The 24353-nt window shown below is 70.5% G+C and carries 23 protein-coding genes; 5 read left to right on the top strand and 18 right to left on the bottom strand.

Translation table 11 applies throughout. The annotated features are described in order from the left end of the window. Nucleotides 1-122: 122 nt before the first annotated feature. From ACLJOU_RS32620 to nfi, 3 genes are all read right to left on the bottom strand, one after another. Nucleotides 123-1457, bottom strand: coding sequence for an NAD(P)/FAD-dependent oxidoreductase (locus tag ACLJOU_RS32620; RefSeq protein WP_364275751.1), 1335 nt, complete (start codon nucleotides 1455-1457; stop codon nucleotides 123-125). 84 nt (nucleotides 1458-1541) lie between these two features. Next, complete coding sequence (locus ACLJOU_RS32625) at nucleotides 1542-2225, bottom strand: uracil-DNA glycosylase (protein ID WP_410572849.1); 684 nt, start codon at nucleotides 2223-2225, stop codon at nucleotides 1542-1544. Beyond that, nucleotides 2222-2881, bottom strand: a complete 660-nt coding sequence (nfi, locus tag ACLJOU_RS32630; RefSeq protein WP_410572851.1) for a deoxyribonuclease V — start codon at nucleotides 2879-2881, stop codon at nucleotides 2222-2224. Before nfi ends, ACLJOU_RS32625 begins: the two co-directional genes overlap by 4 nt. 48 nt (nucleotides 2882-2929) lie before the next feature. On the opposite strand from nfi, the gene ACLJOU_RS32635 reads away from it, so the two are divergent. Continuing rightward, the gene (locus tag ACLJOU_RS32635; RefSeq protein ID WP_410572853.1) at nucleotides 2930-4423 is read left to right on the top strand and encodes a S10 family peptidase; all 1494 of its coding nucleotides are present in this window, start codon (nucleotides 2930-2932) and stop codon (nucleotides 4421-4423) included. On the opposite strand, the gene ACLJOU_RS32640 is transcribed toward ACLJOU_RS32635, so the two are convergent. The 14 genes from ACLJOU_RS32640 to ACLJOU_RS32705 form a co-directional block, all read right to left on the bottom strand. Continuing rightward, a complete protein-coding gene (locus ACLJOU_RS32640; RefSeq protein WP_410572855.1) occupies nucleotides 4401-5234 on the bottom strand; it encodes a hypothetical protein in 834 nt (277 codons plus the stop codon). The genes ACLJOU_RS32635 and ACLJOU_RS32640 overlap by 23 nt on opposite strands. A gap of 38 nt (nucleotides 5235-5272) precedes the next feature. Continuing rightward, nucleotides 5273-6109, bottom strand: a complete 837-nt coding sequence (locus ACLJOU_RS32645; RefSeq protein WP_410572857.1) for a hypothetical protein — start codon at nucleotides 6107-6109, stop codon at nucleotides 5273-5275. Nucleotides 6110-6326: 217 nt separating this feature from the next. Next, complete coding sequence (locus ACLJOU_RS32650) at nucleotides 6327-8051, bottom strand: S8 family serine peptidase (RefSeq protein WP_410572859.1); 1725 nt, start codon at nucleotides 8049-8051, stop codon at nucleotides 6327-6329. Nucleotides 8052-8125: 74 nt separating this feature from the next. Then, nucleotides 8126-9163, bottom strand: a complete 1038-nt coding sequence (locus ACLJOU_RS32655; RefSeq protein WP_410572861.1) for an ABC transporter ATP-binding protein — start codon at nucleotides 9161-9163, stop codon at nucleotides 8126-8128. Then, nucleotides 9150-10151, bottom strand: coding sequence for an ABC transporter ATP-binding protein (locus tag ACLJOU_RS32660; protein ID WP_410572863.1), 1002 nt, complete (start codon nucleotides 10149-10151; stop codon nucleotides 9150-9152). Before ACLJOU_RS32660 ends, ACLJOU_RS32655 begins: the two co-directional genes overlap by 14 nt. A gap of 4 nt (nucleotides 10152-10155) precedes the next feature. Beyond that, nucleotides 10156-11109: an ABC transporter permease gene (locus ACLJOU_RS32665; protein WP_410572865.1), complete on the bottom strand. Its 954-nt coding sequence runs from the start codon at nucleotides 11107-11109 to the stop codon at nucleotides 10156-10158. Further along, entirely contained in the window at nucleotides 11102-12031 is a 930-nt protein-coding gene (locus ACLJOU_RS32670; protein ID WP_410572867.1) for an ABC transporter permease, read from the bottom strand. Before ACLJOU_RS32670 ends, ACLJOU_RS32665 begins: the two co-directional genes overlap by 8 nt. A gap of 84 nt (nucleotides 12032-12115) precedes the next feature. Further along, nucleotides 12116-13741 (bottom strand): ABC transporter substrate-binding protein, encoded by a 1626-nt coding sequence (locus tag ACLJOU_RS32675; protein ID WP_410572869.1) that lies wholly within the window; start codon nucleotides 13739-13741, stop codon nucleotides 12116-12118. A gap of 235 nt (nucleotides 13742-13976) precedes the next feature. Then, a complete protein-coding gene (locus ACLJOU_RS32680; protein ID WP_410572871.1) occupies nucleotides 13977-14930 on the bottom strand; it encodes an exopolyphosphatase in 954 nt (317 codons plus the stop codon). 27 nt (nucleotides 14931-14957) lie between these two features. Continuing rightward, on the bottom strand, nucleotides 14958-16130 hold the full coding sequence (locus ACLJOU_RS32685; protein WP_410572873.1) for a lytic transglycosylase domain-containing protein: 1173 nt from the start codon (nucleotides 16128-16130) through the stop codon (nucleotides 14958-14960). Nucleotides 16131-16269: 139 nt separating this feature from the next. Next, nucleotides 16270-16779: a DUF501 domain-containing protein gene (locus tag ACLJOU_RS32690; protein ID WP_410572875.1), complete on the bottom strand. Its 510-nt coding sequence runs from the start codon at nucleotides 16777-16779 to the stop codon at nucleotides 16270-16272. 129 nt (nucleotides 16780-16908) lie between these two features. After that, complete coding sequence (locus ACLJOU_RS32695) at nucleotides 16909-17271, bottom strand: FtsB family cell division protein (protein ID WP_410572967.1); 363 nt, start codon at nucleotides 17269-17271, stop codon at nucleotides 16909-16911. 188 nt (nucleotides 17272-17459) lie between these two features. Further along, nucleotides 17460-18746 (bottom strand): phosphopyruvate hydratase, encoded by a 1287-nt coding sequence (gene eno / locus ACLJOU_RS32700; RefSeq protein ID WP_410572877.1) that lies wholly within the window; start codon nucleotides 18744-18746, stop codon nucleotides 17460-17462. A gap of 65 nt (nucleotides 18747-18811) precedes the next feature. After that, entirely contained in the window at nucleotides 18812-19273 is a 462-nt protein-coding gene (locus tag ACLJOU_RS32705; RefSeq protein ID WP_410572879.1) for a VOC family protein, read from the bottom strand. Between the two features lie 72 nt (nucleotides 19274-19345). On the opposite strand from ACLJOU_RS32705, the gene ACLJOU_RS32710 reads away from it, so the two are divergent. Then, on the top strand, nucleotides 19346-19750 hold the full coding sequence (locus ACLJOU_RS32710; RefSeq protein WP_410572881.1) for a tetratricopeptide repeat protein: 405 nt from the start codon (nucleotides 19346-19348) through the stop codon (nucleotides 19748-19750). A gap of 220 nt (nucleotides 19751-19970) precedes the next feature. Here ACLJOU_RS32710 and ACLJOU_RS32715 read toward each other — a convergent pair whose 3' ends face one another. Next, nucleotides 19971-20717 carry a murein transglycosylase gene (locus ACLJOU_RS32715; protein ID WP_410572969.1) on the bottom strand — a complete coding sequence of 249 codons (747 nt, stop codon included), beginning with the start codon at nucleotides 20715-20717 and terminating at the stop codon, nucleotides 19971-19973. A gap of 366 nt (nucleotides 20718-21083) precedes the next feature. On the opposite strand from ACLJOU_RS32715, the gene efeU reads away from it, so the two are divergent. The 3 genes from efeU to efeB are packed head-to-tail and all read left to right on the top strand — an operon-like array spanning nucleotide 21084 to nucleotide 24342. After that, a complete protein-coding gene (efeU, locus tag ACLJOU_RS32720; protein WP_410572883.1) occupies nucleotides 21084-21929 on the top strand; it encodes an iron uptake transporter permease EfeU in 846 nt (281 codons plus the stop codon). Further along, the gene (efeO, locus tag ACLJOU_RS32725; protein ID WP_410572885.1) at nucleotides 21926-23071 is read left to right on the top strand and encodes an iron uptake system protein EfeO; all 1146 of its coding nucleotides are present in this window, start codon (nucleotides 21926-21928) and stop codon (nucleotides 23069-23071) included. Before efeU ends, efeO begins: the two co-directional genes overlap by 4 nt. Beyond that, nucleotides 23068-24342 (top strand): iron uptake transporter deferrochelatase/peroxidase subunit, encoded by a 1275-nt coding sequence (gene efeB / locus ACLJOU_RS32730; RefSeq protein WP_410572887.1) that lies wholly within the window; start codon nucleotides 23068-23070, stop codon nucleotides 24340-24342. The genes efeO and efeB overlap by 4 nt, the downstream gene beginning before the upstream one ends. Nucleotides 24343-24353 lie beyond the last annotated feature (11 nt).

Raw genomic sequence — 24353 nt, forward strand, 5'->3', positions numbered from 1 at the left:
CCACCCGTCCAGTTGTCCAGACCATGTCGCTCACCGGTACACAGCCGGGCATTCCCAGCAATACCCCCGAAAACGACGAAAGCCCCCGGCCGCAACGGGCCGGGGGCTTCGCGAGACGAGCGTCAGGACTTCGAGACGCGCGCGAACTCGTCCTTCGGGTTGTTGATCTGCCCGAGCGAGATCACCTCACGCCGGAACAGGCCACCGAGGATCCAGTCGAACAGGATCCGGATGCGGCGGTTCCACGTCGGCATCGCCTTGAGGTGGTACGCGCGGTGGAACAGCCACGCCGGGAAGCCCTTGATCTTCAGGTTCAGCGCGTCCGCCACGCCCTTGTGCAGGCCGAGGCTCGCCACCGCACCGAGGTTCTTGTGGTAGTAGTCCTTCGGCTTGCCGCCGCGCAGGACCTTGATGATGTTCTTCGCCAGCAGGCGGGCCTGGCGGACGGCGTGCTGCGCGTTCGGCGGGCAGGTCGCCGTCGGGTCCTCTTCGGTGCGCGAGAGGTCCGGGATCGCCGCGTTGTCGCCCGCGGTCCACACGTCCGGGTGGCCCACGACCTGCATGGCGGCGGTCGCCTCGAGCCGGCCGCGCTTGTCGACCGGCAGGTCCGACTGGCCCACCACCGGGTTGGCCTTCACACCCGCGGTCCAGATGATCGTGTCCGTGTCGAACTCGGTGCCGTCCGAGAGCACGACGTGGCCGTTCTCGAACGACTTCGCCGCCGTCGACAGGTAGACCTCGATGCCGCGCTTCTCCAGCTGCTCGACCGTGTAGACGCCGAGGGTCTCGCGGACCTCGGGCAGGATCCGGCCGGCGGCCTCGACGAGCACCCAGCGGATGTCGGAGACCTTGATGTTCGGGTAGTAGTTCTCCACCGCGAACCGGGTCATGTCCTCGAGCTCGGCCAGCGCCTCGATGCCGGCGAACCCGCCGCCGACGACGGTGAACGTCAGCAGGCGCTTGCGCAGCTCGGGGTCGAGCGTGCTGGCCGCCTCGTCGAGCTTGGTCATGATGTGGTTGCGCAGGTAGATCGCCTCGCCGATGGTCTTGAAGGCGATGCCCTCCTCGACCAGGCCCGGGATCGGCAGGATGCGCGCGACGGCGCCGAGGGCGACGACCAGGATGTCGTAGCCGAGCTGCTCGACGTGGCCGTCGGCCGCCTCGACCGTGACGGACTTCTTCTCGTTCTCGATCTTGGTGACGCGCGCGGTCAGCACGTGGCAGCGCTTGAGCACCCGCCGCAGCGGCACGACCACGTGCCGGGGCTCGATCGCGCCGGCCGCGGCCTCCGGGAGGAACGGCGCGTAGGTCATGTGGGGCTGCGGGTCAACGACGGTCACGGAGGCCTCGTTGGCCCGGAGCATCTTCTGGAGGCCGTACGCCGTGTAGAGCCCGACGTACCCACCACCGAGGACGAGGATCCGAGTCGGTTCCGACTTCGACTTCGCAGCAGCCATGTCCTCATGGTGACACCTTCGCCGCGACCCCGCTCGGGGGCCCCATCCGGCTGTGACCAGCGTCGCTGCGGTTTCCGTAACGATTCAGTTCGGTGGCGTCACCGAGGTCGCGGCGCGGAAGACGTCGGCCACCATGGCGTGGGTCACGCGATGAGTCTGGACATTGCGCGGCGAGACGTGATAACACCCGAAAACCCGCAGGTCGTCCAGCTCCAGGACGGCTCCGTGGCCGAACGCCGGCCGCGGCTGCGGCACCGGCCAGCCGGCCGCGTCGAGCACGGGCAGTAACGCCTGCCAGCCGAACGCCCCCAGCACCACGATCGCGCGCAGTGTCGGACGTAACAGCGCCAGTTCCTCGGCCAGCCACGGACGGCACGTGTCCCGCTCGGCCGGCGTCGGCTTGTTCTCCGGCGGCGCGCAGCGGACGGGCGAAACGAGCCGGGTGCCGTACAGCTCGAGACCGTCGCCGATGGCCGTCGACGTCGGCTGCGAAGCCAGACCGACCTCGTGCAGGACGCGGAAGAGGAAATCACCCGACGGGTCGCCGGTGAACATCCGGCCGGTGCGGTTCGCCCCGTGCGCGGAGGGAGCCAGCCCCACGACGGCGAGGGAGGCGTCCGGCGGCCCGAAGCCGGGCACCGGGCGCGCCCAGTACTCCTCGTCGCGGAAGGCCGCCTTGGTGCCCGCGACGCCCTCACGCCAGGCGACCAGCCGCGGGCAGGCGCGGCAGCCGGCCACCGCGGCGTCCAGCTCGCGCAGCGACCTCATCGCAGCGCCGCCCGGGAGAGCCGGTCGGCGCGGCGGGTGGTCTCCGGCAGCCGGTAGCGCGGGGTCAGCGCCAGGGTGAGCCGGCAGGCGTGGGCCAGGCCGATCCGGTGCCCGGCCGAGACGTACACCGGCTTGACGCCGTCCTGGGTGCGCACGACCGCGCCGACCTCTTCCCCGGCGTCGATCAGCGGCACCGACGCCCCGCGCGACGCACCCGGTTCGTCGTGCGAGCCGACGAACCGGGTCTTGCCGACGCCGAACGCGGGCAGCCCGGTCAGCACGCCGAGGTGGCACGCCAGGCCGAAGCGCCGCGGGTGCGCGAGGCCGTGGCCGTCGCAGACCAGGACGTCGGGGGTGCGCTCCAGCCGGTCCAGCGCGGCCAGCAGCGGCGGCAGCTCGCGGAAGGCGAACAGGCCCGGCTCGTACGGGAAACGGGCCTCCGCGCGGTGCGTCCGCTGCTCGACCACGGTGAGCCCGGCGGTCTCGAGGGTGACGACCGCCGCGGCGATGTGGCCGTCCTCGTCGTAGGCGACGTCGAGGCCGGTGACGGTCGGCGGCAGTTCGGGGAGGTCGTCGGTGAGGTCCACCCGGCCGCGCAGCCGTTCCTGCGTGGCGAGCGCTTCCTCGACCGTCGCGGGCCAGTCCTCGGTGTGCACCAGGTCACCCTGCCACAGACCCCCGTTCCCGCCGACTAAGTTGGGGCCATGGCGGACACGACCCCCGAAGAGCCTCCCGAGAAGACGGCCGCGGAAACCACCGAGATCCCGGCCGAGCCGACCGACGACATCGTCACGACCCAGCACACGCTCACCCTGAAGCGCAAGAAGCTCGCGTACACGGCGAAGGCGGGCCGGATCGTCCTCCGCAAGGAGGTCGTCAAGGACGGCAAGTCCGAGGGCGTCAAGGCGACGGCGGAGGTGTTCATCACCTCCTACACCCTCGACGACGCCGACCCGGGGTCGCGACCGGTGACGTTCGCCTTCAACGGCGGCCCCGGCTCGTCGAGCATCTGGCTGCACATGGGCCTGCTGGGGCCGCGCCGGGTGCTCTCGGGCGACGTCGACGACCTGGTGCCGCCGCCCTACGGGCTGGCCGACAACCCCGAAACGCTGCTGGTGCACAGCGACCTGGTGTTCATCGACCCGGTTTCGACCGGTTACTCGCGCGCGTCCGAAGGCGGCGAGACGAAGGACTTCCACGGCTTCAAGGGCGACATCGAGTCGGTGGGCGAGATCATCCGGCTGTGGGTTTCGCGCCACCAGCGCTGGCTGTCGCCGAAATTCCTGGCCGGCGAGTCGTACGGCACGCTGCGCGCCGCCGGGCTGGCCGCGCACCTGCAGGACCGCCACGGGCTGTACCTGAACGGCCTGCTGCTCATCTCCTCCGTGCTCGACCTGGGCACGCTGCGGTTCACGGAGGGCAACGACCTCCCGTACTCGCTGTACGTGCCGACGTACGCGGCGATCGCGCACTACCACGGCCGGCACGGCGATCGCCCGCTCGACGACGTCCTCGCCGACGCCGAGGACTTCGCGGCGAAGGAGCTCCCGTGGGCGCTGGCCCGCGGCGCCCGGTTGTCCACTCAGGACCGGACGGAGGCGGTGGCCACGCTGGCGTCGCTCACCGGGCTCAGTGAGTCCTATGTGGACCGGGTGAACCTGCGGATCGAGCACGTCCGGTTCTTCACCGAGCTGCTGCGCGACCGCGGCCTGGTCGTCGGCCGGATGGACGGCCGCTTCACGACGTGGGAGCCGGACGGCGGCCGCGAGCACATGAGCGACGACCCGTCGATCTCCCGCGTGGTCGGCGCGTACGCGGCGGCGTTCAACCACTACGTGCGCGCGGAGCTGGGGTACGCCAACGACCTGCCGTACGAGCTCATCCACGAGGACACGTTCAAGGCGTGGTCGTACAAGGAGTTCGAGGGCCGTTCGGTGTCGGTGGTGGACTCGCTGAGCGCGGCGATGCGCGCGAACCCGCACCTGCGGGTCCACGTGGCGTTCGGCCACTACGACGGCGCAACGGCGTACTTCGCGGCCGAGCACGTGCTGGCCCACCTGCAGATCCCGGAGGAACTGCGGGACAACATCGACACGGCGTACTACCCGGCGGGCCACATGATGTACATCCACGAGCCGACCCGGGTGCAGCAGTCGAAGGACCTGGCGAAGTTCGTCAAGCGGGCGTCGAACCGCTGAGGTCCGGGGGCCGGCCGAGGTGCCGGCCCCCGGACGCGGTCTCCGTTCCGTAGGTGCCGGGCGGCAGGCGCCGGTACCGGGCACCGAACCGGGCGACCGCCCACGTCGCGATCGCCAGGACGATGTAGCCCACCCGGACCGGGAACCACGGCGGCGCGGCCGGCCAGGTGACGCTCCAGTCGATCCAGGCCAGCACGACCAGGACCGCCGAGGGGGCGAACACGGCCGCGTCCTGGGCGCGCAGGATCCCGTCGACGGCCAGCGACGTCTCGTCCTCGGCGATCACCGGGGCGCGCAGGGCCGGGCCGAGCACCAGCGCCGCTCCGAAGGCGCCGATCGCCAGTGCCACCGCCCAGCACGCTCCCGCCGCCGGGCTGGACAGGAACCGCGCGGCGCACAGCACCGCGCCGCCGCCGAACGTCGTCGCCACCGACACGAGGTACCACCAGCCCACCTGCCCGGCCGCCACCCGCCACGACGGCCGGGCGCCGCCGGGCGCCAGCCGGGCGGCGACGTGCTCGCGCGAGCGGACCCGGCGCCACTGCAGCGCCGGGTACCCGGTGAACACCGCACCGACCAGCAGGAACTTGAGCGGCACCGGAAAGTGCGGCACGACGGCGACGGCCCAGGCGAAGCCGAGCAAGACACCGTAGAACTGGTACGACCGCCGGGCCTGCTCGCGGGATCCGATGCGCACCGCCAGCAATCGCGTCGGCCAGTCCACCGTGATCCCGCGGTTGGTCAGCCAGGTCCGCGTCAGGTTGGCTTCCGCGACCGTCGGCGTCGCCGGGTTTTCCACGACCATCCGCATCCCCCTCCTGTCGTACACGCCGAACGGGCCGAGACGGTTTACCGGCCGTAGAAGCCGGGCGGCAGCCGGCGGTGGCGGCGGCGGACCAGCAGCCAGCCGGTCAGCTGCAGGGCCACCACCGTGCCCAGGTACACCAGCCCGGCCCGGCCCAGCGGGCCGGGCACCGCCCAGTCGACGACGAAGATGGGCATCGCCAGTACGGCGTACACCGCGGAGGGCGCGAACCGGTAGGGGTCCTCGGCGCGCAAAACTCCGTCGACGACCTGCGAGGTCGCATCCTCGGCGAGCACCGGTGCCCGGAGCGCCCGGCCCAGCACCAGCGCGGTCGCGCCGGCGCCGGCCGCCAGGGCCAACGTGTGCACCCCGATGGCCACGGACGGCGCGTACCAGTGCCGCGTCACCTGCCCCGGCGACGCCAGGAACGAGGCCGCGCACAGCGCCGCCCCGCCGCCGAACGTGAGCGCCGTCGAGCTCAGGTACCACCAGCCGACCCGCTTCGCCGCCAGCCGGAACGGGAGCGGGTCCGCGGCGCCGGTCAAGTGCTCCGCGAGTTGGTCCCGGCTCTGCGCCCGGCGCCAGCGCACCACCTGGAACGCGGCGAAGATCAGGGCTCCGCTCGCGGTCCTGCCCGGCAGGTCCACCACGTCGAACAACCTCGCGTCGACCGTCCACAGCACGGCGAAGACGATCAGAAACGCGGGCACGCCCCGGCCACCGAGGGCGCGCCCGCCGAGGCGCAGGGCGAGCAGCCGCGTCGGCAGCCACACCACCACCCCGCGGCGCGCCAGCCACTTCCGGGCGCTGCCGACCTCGAGCACGGTGGGCTCGCCGGGCAGTCTCGGGTCCACCGGCAACGCCGGTTCACGAACGATCACGGAACTTCCCCTCGGTCCCCCGGAACACGCAGGTGACCGAGGATAGGTTGCCCGGCATTGCTCGCGTCGCCGCATCAGGTGCCGAAGCACAGCTCGGGCGGGGCAGCGCTTGGAGCGCGCGGATGGCGCCGACCTTCGCGAGCTGCTCGTGCCGCCGGTCCCCCGCACGCGAAACGGCCCACCTCCCGGAGGAGGTGGGCCGTTCCCAGGCGAAAACCTACTTCAGGTACTGCGACCCGCGGGTCACCGCCGCGTAGGCGTCGACCGCGCCGTGGCCGTAGAAGCCGTTGAACGACTGGTCGCCTTCGCACGTGGCCGTGAACGTTGCGTCGCGGCCCTCCTTCAGGTAGTCCACCGTCCTCGGCACCGGGCAGGCGATCTTCGCCGCCGTGCCCTCGAGGACGCGCTGGACCTTGTCCGGGTCCATGCCGAACTCGCCGTGGGACTTCTTGCCGTACTGGGAAATGATCAGCGCCGCGACGCCGGTCGCGTGCGGGGTCGCCATCGAGGTTCCCTGCAGCCACTGGTAGTAGCCCACGCGGCCGTCGGGCGCGGTCGCCTTCTTGACGCCCGCCGCCAGGCCCGCTTCGGTGATGTTGCCGTCCGCGTCGATGTTGCCCTCGGCGATGCCCACGTTCTTCGGGTACGTCGAGAGGATTTCGTTCTCCACCGTGCGGTACCACGGCGTGCCGAAGCCGTCGCGGAAGAAGCCACCCGGGGCCGAGACCGAGATCTGCTCGAGGCCGTAGTTCGAGTAGTCCGCCTTCCGCTGGGACGGCCCGAAGGAGCTCACGCCGATCGTGTGGTTGCCCTCGACCGGCAGGTTGAGGCAGGTCGAGTTGTCCACCGTGCGCGGGTGCGTGCTGTTGGCCGGGTAGTCGGGGCTCGTGGTGTCCGGCTGCGGCGCACCGAGGTCGGTGTGCTGGTTGCCCAGCGCGACCACCATCGTGACGCCCTTGCGGTGCGCGTAGTTCAGCGCGCGCTGGGTCGCCTCGATGATCGTGCGCTGCTCGGCCTGCTCGGCGGGCGAGTCGGCCGGGTTCGCCGTGCAGTTGTACAGCCACGGGTCGGTGTAGAACGACATGTTGACGACGTCGATGCCGGCGTCACCGGCGTAGGTCAGCGCATCGACGGTCGGCTGCAGGAAGAAGTAGCCCGAGTCCTGGCCGGCGCGGATGTTCACCAGCGTCACGTTGGGCGCGACACCGGAGACGCCGAACCCGTTCGCCGCGGCGGCGATCGTGCCGGCGACGTGCGTGCCGTGGCCGCCGTCGTCGTGGTTGGCCGGGTCGACGCAGCCGCGGAACTCGCAGGGGCCGTCGACCTCGACGCCGTTGACGTCGGTCGGGATGTCGCGGGTGAAGTTGCGCGAGTCGGCCTCGTCGAAGTTCGGCGCGATGTCCGGGTGCGTGCCGTCGATGCCGGTGTCGATGACGCCGACCTTGACCTGCCTGCTGCCCGGCTGCTTGGTGCGCGAAAGGTCCGAACGGACCGACTTCAGGCCCCAGAGCTGGTCGTCGAGCGGGTCCATCCCGACGGCCTTGTTCGCAGCCGCCTTCTTCGAAGCGGCGGCGCCGCGGCCCTCCTTCTCGACGTTGTCGCTCTTGGTCTTCTTGCCGTTCTTCGGCACCGAGCCGATGACCTGCGCCTTGGCCGCGCCGAACACGGCCCGGTTCGTGGTCACGCGCTCGGTGAAACCGGTGGCCGGCGCGCTGGCCTTGATGAGGCCGACCGCGGTGTTGGTCTCCAGGACCGTGCCGCCCGCGGCCTTGATCGCCTGCTGGGCGCTGCCGATGCTCTGGACGTCCTTGGCGAGCACGGTGAACTCGGTCGCCGGGCCGGCCAGCGCGGGCTGCGCCGACGCGGCCGGGACCGCGACCGCGGACACCGCGCCGAACAGCGGCACGGCCAGCACCGCGGCCAGAAGCCTGGGTCTCTTCACGTTTCTCCTCCTCGCGGAAAGCGGTTCCTGCACCGTATAGACCGGACAATGCGCGTACAACGGCCAAACGTACGTTACGGAACAACCGACTTCTGCTCGGCGAAGTGACAAGCTGACAAGTGCCCGTCCGTCCTGGGCACCAGCTCCGGCACCTCGGTCGCGCACCGGTCCTGGGCCTTCCAGCACCGCGTGCGGAACCGGCACCCGGACGGCGGATCGAGCGGGCTCGGCACGTCCCCGTTCAGCCGGATCACCTGACGCCGGCCACGCACCGACGGGTCCGCCACCGGTACCGCGGACAGCAGCGCCTGGGTGTACGGGTGCGACGGCCGTTCGTAGATCTCCTCGTCGGTGCCGAGTTCGACGATCTTGCCGAGGTACATCACCGCGACCCGGTTGGACAGGTGCCGCACCACCGACAGGTCGTGCGCGATGAAGACGTAGGACAGGCCGAACTCGGTCTGCAGGTCGCCGAGCAGGTTCATCACCTGCGCCTGGATCGAGACGTCCAATGCGGACACCGGCTCGTCGCAGATGATCACCTTGGGCCGCAGCGCCAGTGCCCGCGCGATGCCGATGCGCTGGCGCTGGCCGCCGGAGAACTGGTGCGGGTAGCGGTTGAGGTGCTCGGGGTTGAGCCCGACCACTTCCAGCAGCTCCCGCACCTTGCCCGCCCGCGAGCCCTTCGGCGCGACCTCGGAGTGGATCTCGAACGGCTCGCCGACGATGTCGCCGACCGTCATGCGCGGGTTGAGCGAGGTGTACGGGTCCTGCAGCACGATCTGGATCTCGCGCCGCAGCTTCCGCAGTTCGGCACCGCGCATCGCGAAGATGTCGCGGCCCTCGAACTTCGCCGTGCCGCCGGTGGGCTCCTCCAGGCGCATGAGGACCTGGGCGAGCGTCGACTTCCCGCAGCCGGACTCGCCGACCACGCCGAGCGTCTCCCCCGGCATCAGGTCGAACGAGACGCCGTCGACCGCCTTGACTTGGCCGATCGTCCGCTTGAACAGGATGCCGGTCCGGACCGGGAAGTACTTCCGGAGGCCGGTGACCGAGAGAATGGGTTCCGCCGACGTGCTCGTCCCGGCGGAAGCGGCGTCAGATACGGCCACGGGAGCTCACCACCTCTTCGGCGAAGTGGCACGCGCTGGTGCGGCCGAAGCCGATCGCGTGCTGCGGCGGGACCTCTTCCGAGCAGCGGGCCTCGGCCCGCTTGCACCGCGGGTGGAACGGGCACCCGGGCGGGATGTCCAGCAGGCTGGGCGGCAGGCCCTTGATGGTTTCCAGCGTCTGTCCTTTGAGGTCGAGCCGGGGCAGGGAGTCCATCAGCGCGGCGGTGTACGGGTGAGCCGGCGCGCGGAACAGCTCGGCGACGTCGGCCTGCTCGACGATCCGGCCCGCGTACATCACCGCGATCCGGTCCGCGACCTCGGCGACCACGCCCAGGTCGTGGGTGATCAGGACCAGGCCCATCTTGCGTTCGACCTGGATCTCGTGCAGCAGGTCCATGATCTGGGCCTGCACGGTGACGTCGAGCGCGGTGGTCGGCTCGTCGGCGATGAGCAGGTCCGGGTCGAGCGCCAGCGACATCGCGATCATCGCCCGCTGCCGCATGCCGCCGGAGAACTGGTGCGGGTAGTCCTTGACCCGGCGCTCGGCGGCCGGGATGCGGACGGTGTCGAGCAGTTCGACCGCGCGCTTCCGAGCGTCCTTTTTGGACATTCCGAGCCGGACGCGCAGCTGCTCCTCGATCTGGAACCCCACGGTGAACACCGGGTTCAGCGCGGAGAGCGCGTCCTGGAAGATCATCGCGATCTCGCTGCCGCGCACCTCGCGGCGGCGTTCCTCGGACGCGGTCAGCAGGTCCTCGCCGCGCCAGCGCACGGCACCGGCGGTGATCACGCCGGGCGGCGTGTCGAGGATGCCCATCACCGTCTGGGCGGTGACGCTCTTGCCGGACCCGGATTCGCCGAGCACGGCCAAGGTCTCCCCGGCGTGCACCGAATAGCCGACGCCGTTGAGCACGTTGGCCACGCCGTCGGACGTCCGGAACTCGACGTGCAGGTCTTCCACTTCGAGCAGGAGTTCGTTGTCGGACAAGGAGCTACCTCGACTTCGGATCGAGCGCGTCGCGGATGCCGTCGCCCAGCATCACGAAGGCCAGCACGGTCAGGGTGACGAAGGCGCCGGGGAACAGCAGCATGTGCGGGTCGTTCCGGAAGTAGTCCCGCGAGTCCGCGATCAGCACACCCCACGAGATCACCGGCGGGCGCACGCCGATGCCGAGGTAGGCGAGCGTCGCTTCCGCGCCGATGAACGCGCCGAGCGCGATGGTGCCGTACACCAGCACCGGCGCGATCGTGTTGGGCAGCAGGTGCCGGAAGATGATCCGCGGGGTGCTCGCGCCGAGGCCGCGCGCGGCCTTGACGTAGTCGAGCTGCTTGGCCACCAGCGTGGCCGAGCGCATGATCCGCATGCCGACCGGCCAGCTCAGCACCGCGATGGAGCACACCACCTGGACGACGATCGTGACCGCGCCGGGGTTGGCACCGGGCGCGTTGAACGTCGTCAGGATGACGATCGCGCCGAGCACGAACGGCAGGCCGGCGAAGATGTCGCCGAAGCGCGACAGCAGGCTGTCGACGATCCGCCCGTAGTAGCCGGCGATGATGCCGACCACCGAGCCGATGAGGACGGTCAGCAGCGTCGCGAACACGCCGACCAGCACGGACGCGCGGGTGCCGTAGATCGTGCGGGCGTAGACGTCTTGGCCCTGGTTGTCGTAACCGAACCAGGCGTCCGCGGACGGGCCCTCGTTGGCGTGCGTGAGGTCGCTGAAGCCCGCTTCGCGCGAGCTGAACAACCCGGGCGCGATCGCGATCAGCACGATGAACAGGATGATCACCGCCGAGGCGATCACCGCGGGCTTGCGCCGCAGCTGGCGCCAGGCGTCGCTCCACAGGCTGCGGGGTTTGTGCGGGCCGGTGGCGGAGTCGTCCACCCGGGACAGCTCCGCCGCGTCGGCTCCGCCGCCGCTCACCAGGTTCGGGTCAGTCATAGCGGATCCTCGGGTCGAGAACGGCGTACAGCAGGTCGACGACCAGGCTCATCAGCAGGTACACCAGCACCAGCAGGACGACCACGCCGACGACCGTCGCGCTCTCCCGGTTCTGGATGCCGCGGAAGATGAGCCCGCCGAGGCCGTTGATGTTGAACACGCCTTCGGTGACGATCGCGCCGCCCATCAGGGCGCCGAGGTCGGTGCCGAGGAACGTCAGCACCGGGATCACCGAGTTGCGCAGCAGGTGGACCAGGACGACGCGGCTCTGCGGCTGGCCCTTCGCGATGGCCGTCCGGACGTAGTCGGCGCGGCGGTTTTCGGCGATGCTCGTCCGCGCCAGCCGGGCCACGTAGGCCATGGACAGGCTGCCGAGCGCGATGCCCGGCACGATGAGCTCGCCGATGCCCGGGTCGTCCGAGACGCTCGCCTCGATCCAGCCGGCGCCGTTGGGGCCCAGCGCCAGCTGCAGGACGATCGCGGTGACGAACACCGGCAGCGAAATCAGGAACGTGGTCGAAATCAGCACGAGGTTGTCGAGGAAACCCTTGCCGCGCAGGCCGGTCAGCACGCCGGCGGTCAGCCCGATGACCGCTTCGATGGCCACCGCGATCACGGCCAGCCGCAGCGTGATCGGGTACGACGTGGCGATCAGGTCGCCGACCGACGTGCCGTTGAAGGTTTCGCCCCAGTCACCGGTGAAGAGGCTGCCGAGGTACTTGAAGTACTGGACGAAGAGGTTGTCGTTGAGGTGGAACTTCTCGGTCATCTGGGCGATGTAGGCCGGCGGGCAGGCGACCTGGCCGCACTTGCCGGAGAACGGGTCGCCGGGCACGGCCCAGACCAGGACGTAGATGAGGAACGTGGTGCCGAAGAACACCGGGACCAGCTGCAGCAGCCGTCGCAGGACATAGCGGATCATGACGAGTTCCTAGTGCGCGCCGGCCGTCGCGGGCGGCAAGGCGGGGCCTTGCCGCCCACGACGGCGTGGTGGTGGGAGCCGCAGCTACTTCTTCAGGACCTCGATGGACGGGTAGTCCGGCATGCGGCGGAAGTCCAGGCCCGCGGACTTGAGGTTCTTCGACTTCGCCGCGACACCCTTTTCGTCCCACGTCGGGATCGACGGCAGGTCCTTCGCGATCAGGTCCTCGGCCTGCTGGTACAGCTTGACCGCGGCGTCCTTGTCGGCGGTGGCGTCCGCCTTCTCGAGCAGCGCGTCGACCTGCGGGTTCGAGTAGGTCGAGTCGTTCGAGGAGCCACCGGTCTTGTAGATCGGGTTGAGGAAGTCCTCGATGGACGGGTAGTCCGCCGACCAGTCCGACCGGCCCATGCCGGTGAGCTTGTGGCCGGTCACGATGCTGCGCCACTGCCCGAAGTCGGTCGCGGGCACGAAGTCGCACTCGACGCCGAGGGTGTTCTTGATGCTGTTGCACGCCGCGACGAGCGGTTCCTTGCGGCCGCCGTCCGCGTTGGACGCGATGGTCAGCTTGCCCTGGAAGCCGGACTTCTGGAACGCCGCCTTCGCCGCCGCCGGGTCGTACTTGCAGAACTGGCAGACACCGGGCCGGTAGCCCGGGATGCCCTGCGAGATGTAGCCGTCGGCCGGCACGTAGGTGTCGTTCATGACGGTCTTGGTGATCTGCGCGCGGTCGATCGCCATCGAGATGGCCTTGCGCAGCTCGAGGTTGTTGTACCCGGGCACGTAGTACGGGATGGCGATGGTGCTGATCCCGAGCAGGTGGCCGGTGACCAGCCGGTCGCCGAGGTCGTTCTTGTACTTGCCGCCCGCGACGGCCGACGGCGGCAGCGCCTCCATGAAGTCGAGCCGCCCGCTCAGCAGGTCCTGGTAGGCGGTCTCCTGGCTGGAGTAGATCTTGATGTCGAGGTCCTTGAAGTGGACCTTGTCGTCACCCTTGTAGTCGTCGTTGCGGGTGAGCTTGATGTCCTGGTTCGGCGTCCGCGAGACGAACTTCATCGGGCCGTTGCCGATGGGGTGCTGCTCGAAGCCCTTGGGGTCCTTGAAGAACGCGTCGGGCAGCGGCGCGAACGCCTGGTAGCCGACCTTGATGTCGAACACGGAGAACGGCGCGTCCAGCGTCACCTGGAACTCGTAGTCGTTCTTCTGCACCAGCCCGGACATCTTGTCCGTGGCCGGCTTGGCGTTCTCGTCCGCGGGGTGGACGTCCTTGTACCCCTGGATGTTCGAGAAGAAGTCGGTGTTGAGCTGGCCGTTCGGGGCGTAGGCGCCGTAGTTCCAGGCGTCGATGAAGTTGTGCGCCTTCACCTCGGTGCCGTCGTGGAACTTCCAGCCCTGCTTGATCTTGATGTCGTAGACCTTGGAGTCGGTCGTGGTGATCGAGTCGGCCATCAGGTTGAACGGCTTGGCGTCCGCACCCTTGAAGCCGACCAGCGTGGCGAACATGACCTGGATCGCCTTGGTGCCGCCGAGGTCGTTGATGTTGGTCGGGACCAGCGCGTTCTGCGGTTCGGTGCCGTAGACGCTGACCGTGCCGTCCGGGTCCGTCCCGCCGGCGCCCGTGGAGCTGCCCGAGCCACCGCCGCACGCGGTGAGCGCGAGCGCCAGCGAGGTCATCACCACCGTGGGTCCCCAGAGCCTGCGCGAACGACGCATGATCCCCTCCATCTCCGTCTGCCCGAAAGGTGAGACGCACGCTATCGGGGGCGATGAAGCCGATCACAGGACTGCGGTGTTGCAAATGTGTGACGGTCGTCGGGACCACCTGGTTGGAGCACAACCAACGTAGGAATCCGGATACTCCGGACGGCGTAGCGCGGACAGCTGGTAATAACGCGCTCACCGAGGGTTCCGTTGCCGCACAAGCCCTTTGGGGTGGCCGAACGGTCGGTCAGGCGAGGGACAGGGCGATGCCGTCCAGGATGTCGTGTTCGCTGACCACCAGCTCCGTCGGGCCGCCGCGGGCCGCCAGTTGCTCGGCGAGGGTCTGGACCACGACCGCGCCGCCGCCGATCACGTCCACCCGGCCCGGGTGGATGACCGGGTTGGCCGCGCGCGTCGCGTGGTCCTCCGACAGCAGGCGCGACGCCAGGCGGTCGATGTCCGCCGGGGTCAAAGTGGACAGGTGCACCCGGTCGCTGTCGTACTCCGGGAGGCCCAGTGCGATCGCCGAGAGCGTCGTCACCGTGCCGGCCACGCCGACCCACGTGCGAGCGCGGGCCACGTCGACGACGTCGAACGCCTCGGTCAGCACCTTGCCCGCCAGGTCGCGGGCCGTCGCGATCTCGCTCGCCGTCGGCGGGTCGCTCTTGAGGGCGCGCTCGGTGATGCGGACGCAGCCGATGTCCACCGACTTCGCCGCGAGCACCTCGGCCTTCGTGCCGTCCCACGTACCGAGGACCAGCTCGGTGGAGCCGCCGCCGACGTCGGCCACCACGAACGGGCCGTCGTCCGGGTCCTGCTCGCCCACCGCGCCCGTGAACGACAGCCGGGCCTCTTCGTCGCCGGTGATCACCTCGGCCTCGACACCGAGGGTCTCGCGCGTCATGCGGAAGAACTCGTCGCGGTTCTTCGCGTCGCGGGTCGCCGACGTGGCGACCATGCGGACCTTCTCCACGCCCTTGCGCCGCGCGGCGATCGTGTAGTCGGCGAGCGCGACCCGGGTCCGCTCGAGTGCCTCGGGGGCCAGCTCGCCGGTGGCGTCGACCCCCTGGCCGAGCCGGACGACCCGCATCTCGCGGTGCAGGTCGCGCAGGTCGACCGTGCCGTCGTGGCGCGGCGTCAGCTCGGCGACGAGCAGGCGGATGGAGTTGGTCCCACAGTCGATCGCGGCAACACGAGGCATGCGATCACCCTAGCTGCCGGGACGCGCTCAGCTCGTGGGTGGCGGCAGCGTGGTCGTGCTGACGACGACCGTCGTGCTGACCGAGGTCACCACCTCGCCGCACGTCGGATCCGCCGGTATGGCCTTCGTCGGTGCGGTGGTCTCGCTGGTGGACGTGGTGGCCGGCGCCGGCTCGGTCGTGACGCTGACGACGGTCGACGGGATCACCGTCGTCGTCGGCGGCTTGGTGCACGACGGCGACTCCGACGTGGGCGGCGGCTTCGACGTGTCCGTCGTCCGCGGCGGCGGTGTGGAGACCGTCGTCGACGGGACCGGTGGCGGCGGAATCGACGGCGGCGCGGGCAGTGCGGCCGCGTTCGGGGCGCCGACCGGCACCGTGCTGTCCGGCACCTGCATGATCCCGGTGCGGTAGGCGTCCGCCCAGAGGACCACCGTGTTCACGTACGTGTCGGAGTTGTTGTAGCGGTAGATCGCCCCGCGCAGCTGGTCCGGCTTCGCCAGGTCGAACCCGCCAGAGCACAGGTACCGGCCGGTGGCCAGGGCCGCGTCGAAGATGTTGTTCGGGTCGGACTTGCCGTCGCCGTTGCCGTCGGAGGCGTACGCCCGCCAGGTCGCCGGGATGAACTGGGTCGGGCCGACCGCGCGGTCCCACACCGGGTCGGTGTCGAGCAGGCCCTGGTCGGTGTCCGGGATCGCGGCGAACCCGCCCTGGCCGTTGAGCTGCGGCCCGAGGATCGGCTCACGCGTGGTCCCGGCACGGTCGACGTACCCGCCGCGGGCGTGGTTGGACTCGATCCGGCCGATGCTGGCGATCAGGGCCCAGTCGATGTGGCACGCGAGCTGCTCGCGGCCGAGGATGCCGGCGGCGTTCTTGTACGCGGCGAGCGCGGTGGCCGGGATGCCGAGCGGGCCGTCCGGGAGCTCGTAGGCCGGCAGCGGCAGCGGGGTGGGCGCGCCGGGGAGGGTGCCGTCGACGGCGACCTGCTGGATGGCGGCCTGCGCGGGGTCGTAGCCCTGAGTGAGCGCGGCGTCGCGGGTGTGGTCACCGCTGCCGCCGAGCCAGCCGAGCGTGCCGCCGCCGGCGACCAGCGCCGGGACCACGGCCAGGATGCCGGTGATCAGCGGGTAGGCGGTGCGGTGGCGGATCCCGAATCTCCGGGTGTAGCTCCCGACTGCGTCTGGCAGCCGCCGCACACGCATGCTCTGAGCCCTCCTGGCCGGATCTCTCACGCTTTCGGGTGACAGCCTGCCGCAAGTGCGGCGAGGTTTCAGCCCATCGAGAGTCGTGATCGAGGTTTTCGCTCACCCGGACCAGTTATCTGTTCACGCGGCGCGAGTGTTACGCGGCGCAGTCCCCCGAGGGCCACCCGTTGGCCTTAAGCATGGCGAGCGTCTCGTCACCGAACGGATTGACGCCGGGGCCGACGGCGAGGGAGTGGGCGACGTGCACGTGCAGGCACTTGACACGGCCCGGCATGCCCCCGGCGGTGACCTGGTGACCGAGGGGCTCGATGGCGTCCCGCTCGGCGAGGTAGGTCTCGTGGGTGCGCTGGTACTGCGCGGCGAGCTCGGGATCGGTGGTGAGCCGCTCGGTCATCTCCTTCATGATCCCGGACGCCTCGATGGTGCCGATCATCGAGTTCAGCTTCGGGCAGGTGAGGTAGTAGAGCGTCGGGAACGGCGTGCCGTTCTCCAGCCGCGGGCTGGTCTGCACGACGGAGGGGTGCCCGCTCGGGCACCGCGCGGCAATGGCGCGCAACGCCCGCGGCGGCCGCCCGAGCTGCTCCGCGATGATGTCGCGGTCGGCGTCGGTGACGGGCTCGAACCGGTGCTGCTGCGCGTTGTTCACGCGGTCAAGGTTAGAGCGTGCCCCCGCCCCGGCCCCCAAGCGCCCCAAGGCGGCCTTCGGTGCGTCTGACGCACCGAAGGCCGCCTTGGGTGCGTGGGACGCAACGAAGGCCACATTGGGGCGCTTGACTCAGCCGCCGGAGACCTGGTTCCAGAGGTTCTCGTACCAGGATGTGGCCGCGGCCTGCTGCGGTCCGGACGGCGGGGCCGCGTCCGGCGCCTTGTCCTCCGGCAGCTGGACGATGTACGGCGTCTCGCCCGGCTTGACGTACCGCAGCCGCCGCCGGGCTTCGGCCTCGATCTGCGCGGGGTCGCTCAGCTCCGCCTTGCGGCCTTGGAGCTGAGCGACCTCCTGCTGCAGCTGGGCCTGCTGCGCCTGCTGTTCGCGGACCTCGGTCCGCTGGGAAAGGTACGTGCGCAGGGGCACGGCGATGGTGAACGCCAGCGCGCACACCACGATCGCCACCACCGCCGCGCGGCGGGTGGTGGACATGCCGAGCACCTTCGCCGCACCCGACGCGCGCTTCGCCGCCAGGCCCCGGCGCAACCGGGCCCTGGTCGTTTCCGCGTCGACGGTGCGCCGCCGCGCCGCTTCGGGGCGGCGGGCCGGTGCGGGCCGGTTGGCCCGCGATGCCCCGCCGCCACCGTCGCGGCGGCCGCGCGTCCTCCCCCGGTCCGCCATCAGGCCTCGGCGGTGAACCGCGGGAAGGCCAGCTCGCCGGCGTACCGGGCGGCGTCACCGAGGGTCTCCTCGATGCGCAGCAGCTGGTTGTACTTGGCGATCCGCTCGCCGCGGGCCGGGGCACCGGTCTTGATCTGGCCGACGCCGGTGGCGACCGCCAGGTCCGCGATGAACGTGTCCTCGGTCTCGCCCGAGCGGTGGCTCATCATCGACTTGTAGCCGAACGACGTGGCCAGGGAGATCGCGTCGAGCGTCTCGGACAGCGTGCCGATCTGGTTGACCTTCACCAGCAGCGCGTTGGCGGCGCGGCGGGTGATGCCCTCCTCGAGGCGGTCCGGGTTGGTGACGAACAGGTCGTCGCCGACGATCTGGACCTTCTCGCCGACCTCGGCGGTCAGGGTGACCCAGCCGTCCCAGTCGTCCTCGCTCAGCGGGTCCTCGATGGACACGAGCGGGTAGTCGCGCAGCAGTTCGGCGTAGTACGCCGACATCTGCTCCGCGCTCTTCTTGCTGCCTTCGAAGGTGTACGCGCCGTCGCCGAAGAACTCCGTCGCGGCGACGTCCAGCGCGAGCGCGACGTCGCGGCCCGGGGTGTAGCCGGCCTTCTCGATGGCCTGCAGGATCAGGTCGAGCGCCTCGCGGTTGTTCGCCAGGTTCGGCGCGAAGCCGCCTTCGTCGCCGAGGCCGGTCGAGAGGCCCCGGCCCTTCAGCACCGACTTCAGCGAGTGGTAGACCTCGGTGCCCCAGCGCAGGGCCTCGCGGAAGGTCTCCGCGCCGATCGGCGCGATCATGAACTCCTGGATGTCGACGTTGCTGTCGGCGTGCGAACCACCGTTGAGGATGTTCAGCATCGGCACCGGCAGCACGTGCGCGTTCGGTCCGCCCAGGTAGCGGAACAGCTCCAGCTCGGCCGACTCGGCGGCGGCCTTCGCGACGGCCAGCGAGACGCCGAGGATGGCGTTCGCGCCGAGGCGGGACTTCGCCGGCGTGCCGTCGAGGTCCACCAGCTTCTGGTCGACGATCCGCTGGTCGACGGCCTCGATGCCGACCATCTCCGGGCCGATCTCGTCGAGCACCGCGGCGACCGCGCGCTCGACGCCCTTGCCGTTGTAGCGGCCGGTGTCGCCGTCCCGCAGCTCGACCGCTTCGTGCTCACCGGTCGACGCGCCCGACGGAACCGCGGCCCGCGCCAGGGTGCCGTCGTCGAGAGCCACCTCCACCTCGACCGTCGGGTTGCCACGCGAGTCCAGAATCTCGCGCGCGCCTACCTGCTCGATGAGAGCCACGCCATGCTCCTCGGGTGAATCGTTCCTGCCTGCGGTGACGCGCCCAGCCTAGCCGTCGCCGCGGTTCACCCGTTGGAGGACTCACCGCCCGCGCGGACCTCCTGCCAGCCGGGCGGCAGTTCGACGGTTTCCGACGTCTGCTGCCAGAAGGTCCAGCTGTTGCCGCCCAGATCGGCGACGGTGAACACCCGGGCGCCGTAGGGCTGGTCCTGCGGCGGCTCGAGCTCGCCCTCGTCGCCGAGCGCGGCCTCGATCCGCGCGTAGGCCTCGTCGACGTCGTCGACGTAGAGGATGTTGAGCTGGCCGACCGGGCCGTCGACGCCCTTGGCCTGCCAGTAGTCCGGCCCGACCCCCGCCAGCTGGATCCGCGCGTCGCCCGCCCGCAGCGTCGCCTGGAAGACCTCGCCCGCCGCGTCGCAGAACCGGACTTCCTCGGTGAAGCCGAAGACCCTGGTCAGCCACGCGAGCGCCGCCGTGGCGTCGGAGTAGTAGAGGTAGGGCGCCAGGCCCCGGTACCCGCTGCTCATGGCCGGACAGTCCATCACGTCCCGTTCGGAGGCGTGTGCATCCCCCTCCCCCGGGGTAACGTGGGAGTGACCATGACGGACGCCGCAGCTGCTTCGCAGCCTCCCGAGGAGTCGCGGTTCCGCGCCTTCCGCCAGGCCGAAGACCTGGTCGGCCGCCGTCGCCCGCTCGACGCGCTGAAAGCCCTCCAGCCCCTGCTGGAATCCGAAACGGACAAGCCGTCGGTGCACCTGCTGGCCGGGCGCGCGTACTTCCACTCCGCTCAGTTGCGGCGCGCCGAAGAGGCGTTCACCCGGGTGCTGGAGCTGGACCCGACGGACCACTACGCGCGGTTCGTCCTGGGCCGCACGCTGCAGCGCCTCGGCCGGTTCGTCGAGGCGCTGGGCCAGCTGCGGATCGCGTCGGCGATGAACCCGGTGCCGGAGTACCTCGAGGCGATCAGCGAGGTCAAGGCCCACATCGCCCTGCGCGAACCCTGAGGCGGCAGGGCCGAACGGCCCGGGTCACCTCAGCCTTTCGGCCGATCGAAGCAGGCCCCTCGACCGATCCGCGGCACCCCCGCCACCGGCGATGCTGAGTGCAGACCGAAAACCGGAGGGACCACGATGTCGATCTTCGCCACGCTCGGTGCGTACGCCGGGCTGCTGCTGCTCGTGCTGATGGCCGTCACGCCGCTGTTCGCCGACCGGGAGCTCTGACTCAGGGCGCGACGCTCGCCTCCGCGTAGGCGTCCGCCGCGTTGAAGACGTCCTGGCCGTACGCGACGGCCGGGTTGTAGAACAGGATCGCCCGCCACCAGCCCGACGGCGTGCCGAGGTCGTCGCCGCCGGAACACAGGAAGCGGGCGGCCGTGAAGGCCGCGTCGTCGATGTTCTGCGGGTCCGGCGCACCGCCGTCGCCGTTCGCGCGCTCCTGGTACTTCTTCCACGTCGACGGCAGGAACTGCAGGGGACCGATCGCGTGGTCCCACGACCTGTCGCCGTCGAGCTTGCCGCCGTCGCTGTCGTGCACCGCCGGGACACCCGGCGAACCGTCGAGCGGCGGGCCGACCACCGGCTTCGCCAGCCGGCCGTCCGAGCCGATCGCGGCCAGGTCGAAATCCCCGCGCCCGGTCTCGACCCGGCCGATGCCGGCCAGCGTCGCCCACGAGAGGTGGCAGGTCGGCTTCTGGCGCTGCATCCACATCTCCGCCCGGCCGTACGCCGCCAGCACGCGCGCCGCGACGTGCGTCTTGTCCGCCACGCGGGTGGCCCACGCGTCCAGTTCGGCCCGGTCGGACACCTGCGGCCGGTCGACCGGCGCGGCCAGGCCGGCCCGGGGTGCTTCCGCGCCCGGCTGCGGACGCTGTTCGGGGATGGCGAGCGCCGGCTGGATCGGCGGCGACGCGACCGGCGCATCGGGGTTCCGGACACCGATGGTCACAAGGAGGAGCACGCCGGTGACCACCAGCCCCAGCGCGAGCGCCACCCGGCCGAGGTACCGCCTCGGCGGGCCACCCGAAGGCGACGACGGAGGCGTGTCGGTCGGCTGAGCGGTATCGGCCACTCGAACAGGTTACGGAGCCACTCAAGAGGGTGGTTCGCGCGACTGACCAGGCAAGCGGACGGTAAATCCGGCGTCCCTGCCAGCGACATCACAAATTTCGTTATCGAGTCGACGCGCAGGCCCCTGACCTGCGGTTACCCTAACCTAACTTCCGGTTGGCGTCCCTTTTGTCCGGTTGACTCCTTCCGGTCCGACCGGCACGCACTGGACTTACAGGTGAGCCTTACCTAAAACCATCACGGAAGCAGAACTCAGGGAGGCGGACCGGTGTTGTTCTCGAGCGCGCTGATCGGGCTGCGCGAAGGCCTGGAAGCCGCGCTGGTCGTCAGCATCCTGGTGGCCTTCCTGGTGAAGACCGACCGGCGGCACGCGCTGCGCTGGGTCTGGCCGGGCGTCGGTGCCGCGGTGCTGCTGTCGGTCGCCGTCGGCGCGATCCTCACCTTCACGACCGCCCAGCTGTCCTTCGAGCACCAGGAGCTGCTCGGCGGGAGCCTGTCGATCGTCGCCGTCGGGTTCGTCACGGCGATGATCTTCTGGATGCGCAAGGCGTCGAAGAGCATCGCCGCCGAGCTGCGCGGGAAGATGGACGACGCACTGGACGTCGGCCCGGCGGCCGTGCTGCTGCTGTCGTTCCTCGCGGTCGGGCGCGAGGGGCTCGAGACCGCGGTGTTCTTCTACTCGACCGTCCAGGCCGCGCAGTCGGAAACCGTGCAGCCGCTGATCGGCTTCGCCATCGGCATCGCCGCCGCCGTCGTGCTCGCCTGGCTGCTCTACCGGGGCGCGGTGCGGTTCAACCTCTCGAAGTTCTTCACGATCACCGGCGTCCTGCTGGTGTTCGTGGCCGCGGGCGTGCTCGGCTACGGCCTCCACGACCTGCAGGAGGCCGCCTTCCTGCCCGGCATCGGCACGCTGGCGTTCGACGCGTCGAACGCGCTGCCGGAGACGTCCTGGTACGGCGCCCTGCTCAAGGGCATCTTCAACTACTCGCAGCAGACGACCGTGCTGCAGGCCGTCGCCTGGCTCGCCTACGTCGTCATCGTGCTGCCGCTGTTCCTCAAGCCCAGCAACAAGACCGCGCCGGCGCCCGCCGCCGCGGCCGCCTCGAAGGAGTGACCGTGCGCAAGACCCCCTCGCTCGCCGTACTGGCCGGCGCCGCCGTGCTGGTGACGCTGGCCGCGTGCGACAGCAAGAGCGACGCTCCGGGTGCCGCGGCTGCCGGCGGCCCGATCAAGGTCGCGGCGTCCGACACCGCGTGCGAGGTCTCCGCCACGACGGCCGACGCGGGCAACCTGACCTTCGAGATCACCAACAAGGGCACCAAGGTCACCGAGTTCTACCTCTACGCCGAGGGCGACCGGATCATGGGCGAGGTCGAGAACATCGCCCCGGGGCTGAACCGGCGGCTGATCGTCGAGGTCGCCGACGCCGGCAAGTACCAGACGGCGTGCAAGCCGGGCATGGCCGGCACCGGCATCCGCGGCGACTTCACCGTCACCGGCGGCGTCGCCAAGCAGAACGACAGCAACGCCCAGAAGGCGCAGGCCACCAAGAGCTACGCCGACTACATCGCGAACAACACGTCCGCGCTGCAGGACGAGACGGTGAAGTTCGCGGACCTGGTCAAGGCGGGCAAGGTCGACGAGGCCAAGGCCGCGTACGCGCGCACCCGCACCTACTACGAGCGGATCGAGCCGGTCGCCGAGAAGTTCGGCGACCTCGACCCGGCCATCGACGTCCGCGAAGCCGACCTCGAGCCGAACCAGCAGTTCACCGGCTTCCACCGGCTGGAGAAGGACCTGTTCAAGACCGGCCTGCAGCCCGACAGCGGCCAGATCGCCGACAAGCTGGTGACCGACGTCAAGACCCTCGTCGCCAAGACGAAGACGCTCGAGCTGTCCGCTTTGGACCTGGCGAACGGTGCGAAGGGCCTGCTCGACGAGGTCGCCACCGGCAAGATCACCGGTGAGGAAGAAGCCTTCTCGCACACCGACCTGTGGGACTTCCAGGCCAATGTGGACGGTTCGAAGGGCGCGATCGCCTCGCTGCGGCCGATCCTGCAGGCCAAGGACCCCGCGCTCGTGTCCACCCTGGACAAGGAGTTCGCGAACGTCCAGGGCCTGCTCGACAAGCAGCGGGCCGGTGACGGCTTCAAGTCCTACACCGACCTTTCCCAGGACCAGGTCAAGGAGTTCGCCTCGGCCGTCGACGCGCTGAGCGAACCGCTGAGCAAGGTTGCGGAGGTTGTTTCGAAGTGACGTCGACAGCGGGCAGGCAAACGGAGGGCACGCGCGTCTCGCGGCGCAAGCTCTTCGGCCTGGCGGGCGCGGGTGTCGCGCTCGCCGGGGCCGGGGCGGCCGCCGGCATCGGGATCGACAAGGCGACGAGCGGCAACGCCGAAGCCTCGACGAACGTGGTCGACTTCCACGGCGAGCACCAGGCCGGGATCGCCACGCCGGCGCAGGCGAACCTGCACTTCGCGGCCCTCGACGTCACGACGAAGGACCGCGAGAAGCTGCGGCAGCTGCTCAGGACGTGGACCGACGCGGCCCGCCGGATGACCGCGGGCCAGGAGGTCGTGGCGAACGGCGCGGTCGGCAGCGGCGCGTACGCCCCGCCCGGCGACACCGGCGAGGCGCTCGACCTGCCACCGTCGAACCTCACGCTGACCATCGGGTTCGGGCCGTCGCTGTTCGACGGCCGGTTCGGCCTGGCGGGCAAGCGCCCGCCGCAGCTGGTCGACCTGCCGCTGTTCCCGAAGGACAAGCTCGACCCCGCCCGCAGCGGCGGCGACCTGTGCATCCAGGCCTGCGCGGACGACCCGCAGGTGGCGGTGCACGCGGTCCGCAACCTGGTGCGGCTCGGCTTCGGCGTCACCGAGGTCCGCTGGTCGCAGCTCGGCTTCGGCCGCAGTTCGTCGACGTCGCGGGCGCAGCAGACCCCGCGGAACCTGTTCGGCTTCAAGGACGGCACGAACAACATCAAGGCCGAGGAACCCGACGTGCTGCGCGACCAGGTCTGGGCCGAGGCCGGCGACGGGCAGGCGTGGATGGCCGGCGGCACCTACCTGGTGGCGCGCCGGATCCGGATGCACATCGAGACGTGGGACCGCGAAACCCTCGACGGCCAGGAGAAGATCATCGGCCGCACGAAGGGCACCGGCGCCCCGCTGGGCCAGACCGCGGAGTTCGACGAACCGGACCTCGACGTCGGCGGCGCGGGCGGCGAGAAGCTGATCCCGGAGGACGCCCACGTCCGGCTGGCCTCGCACCAGGCGCTCAACGGCGTCCGGATCCTGCGCCGCGGCTACAACTTCGTCGACGGTTCCGACGGCGTCGGCCACCTCGAAGCGGGGCTGTTCTTCCTGGCGTTCAACCGGGACACCCGCAAGCAGTACGTGCCGATGCAGCAGGCGCTGTCGTCGAAGGACGCGATGATGGAGTACGTCCAACACACCGGCTCCGCGCACTTCGCCGTCCCGCCGGGCGTCACCCGCGACTCGAGCTGGGCGGACGCACTCTTCTCCTGACCCCCGGTTGC

Source organism: Amycolatopsis sp. cmx-4-61, from assembly GCF_046548775.1.
Taxonomy (GTDB): Bacteria; Actinomycetota; Actinomycetes; order Mycobacteriales; family Pseudonocardiaceae; genus Amycolatopsis.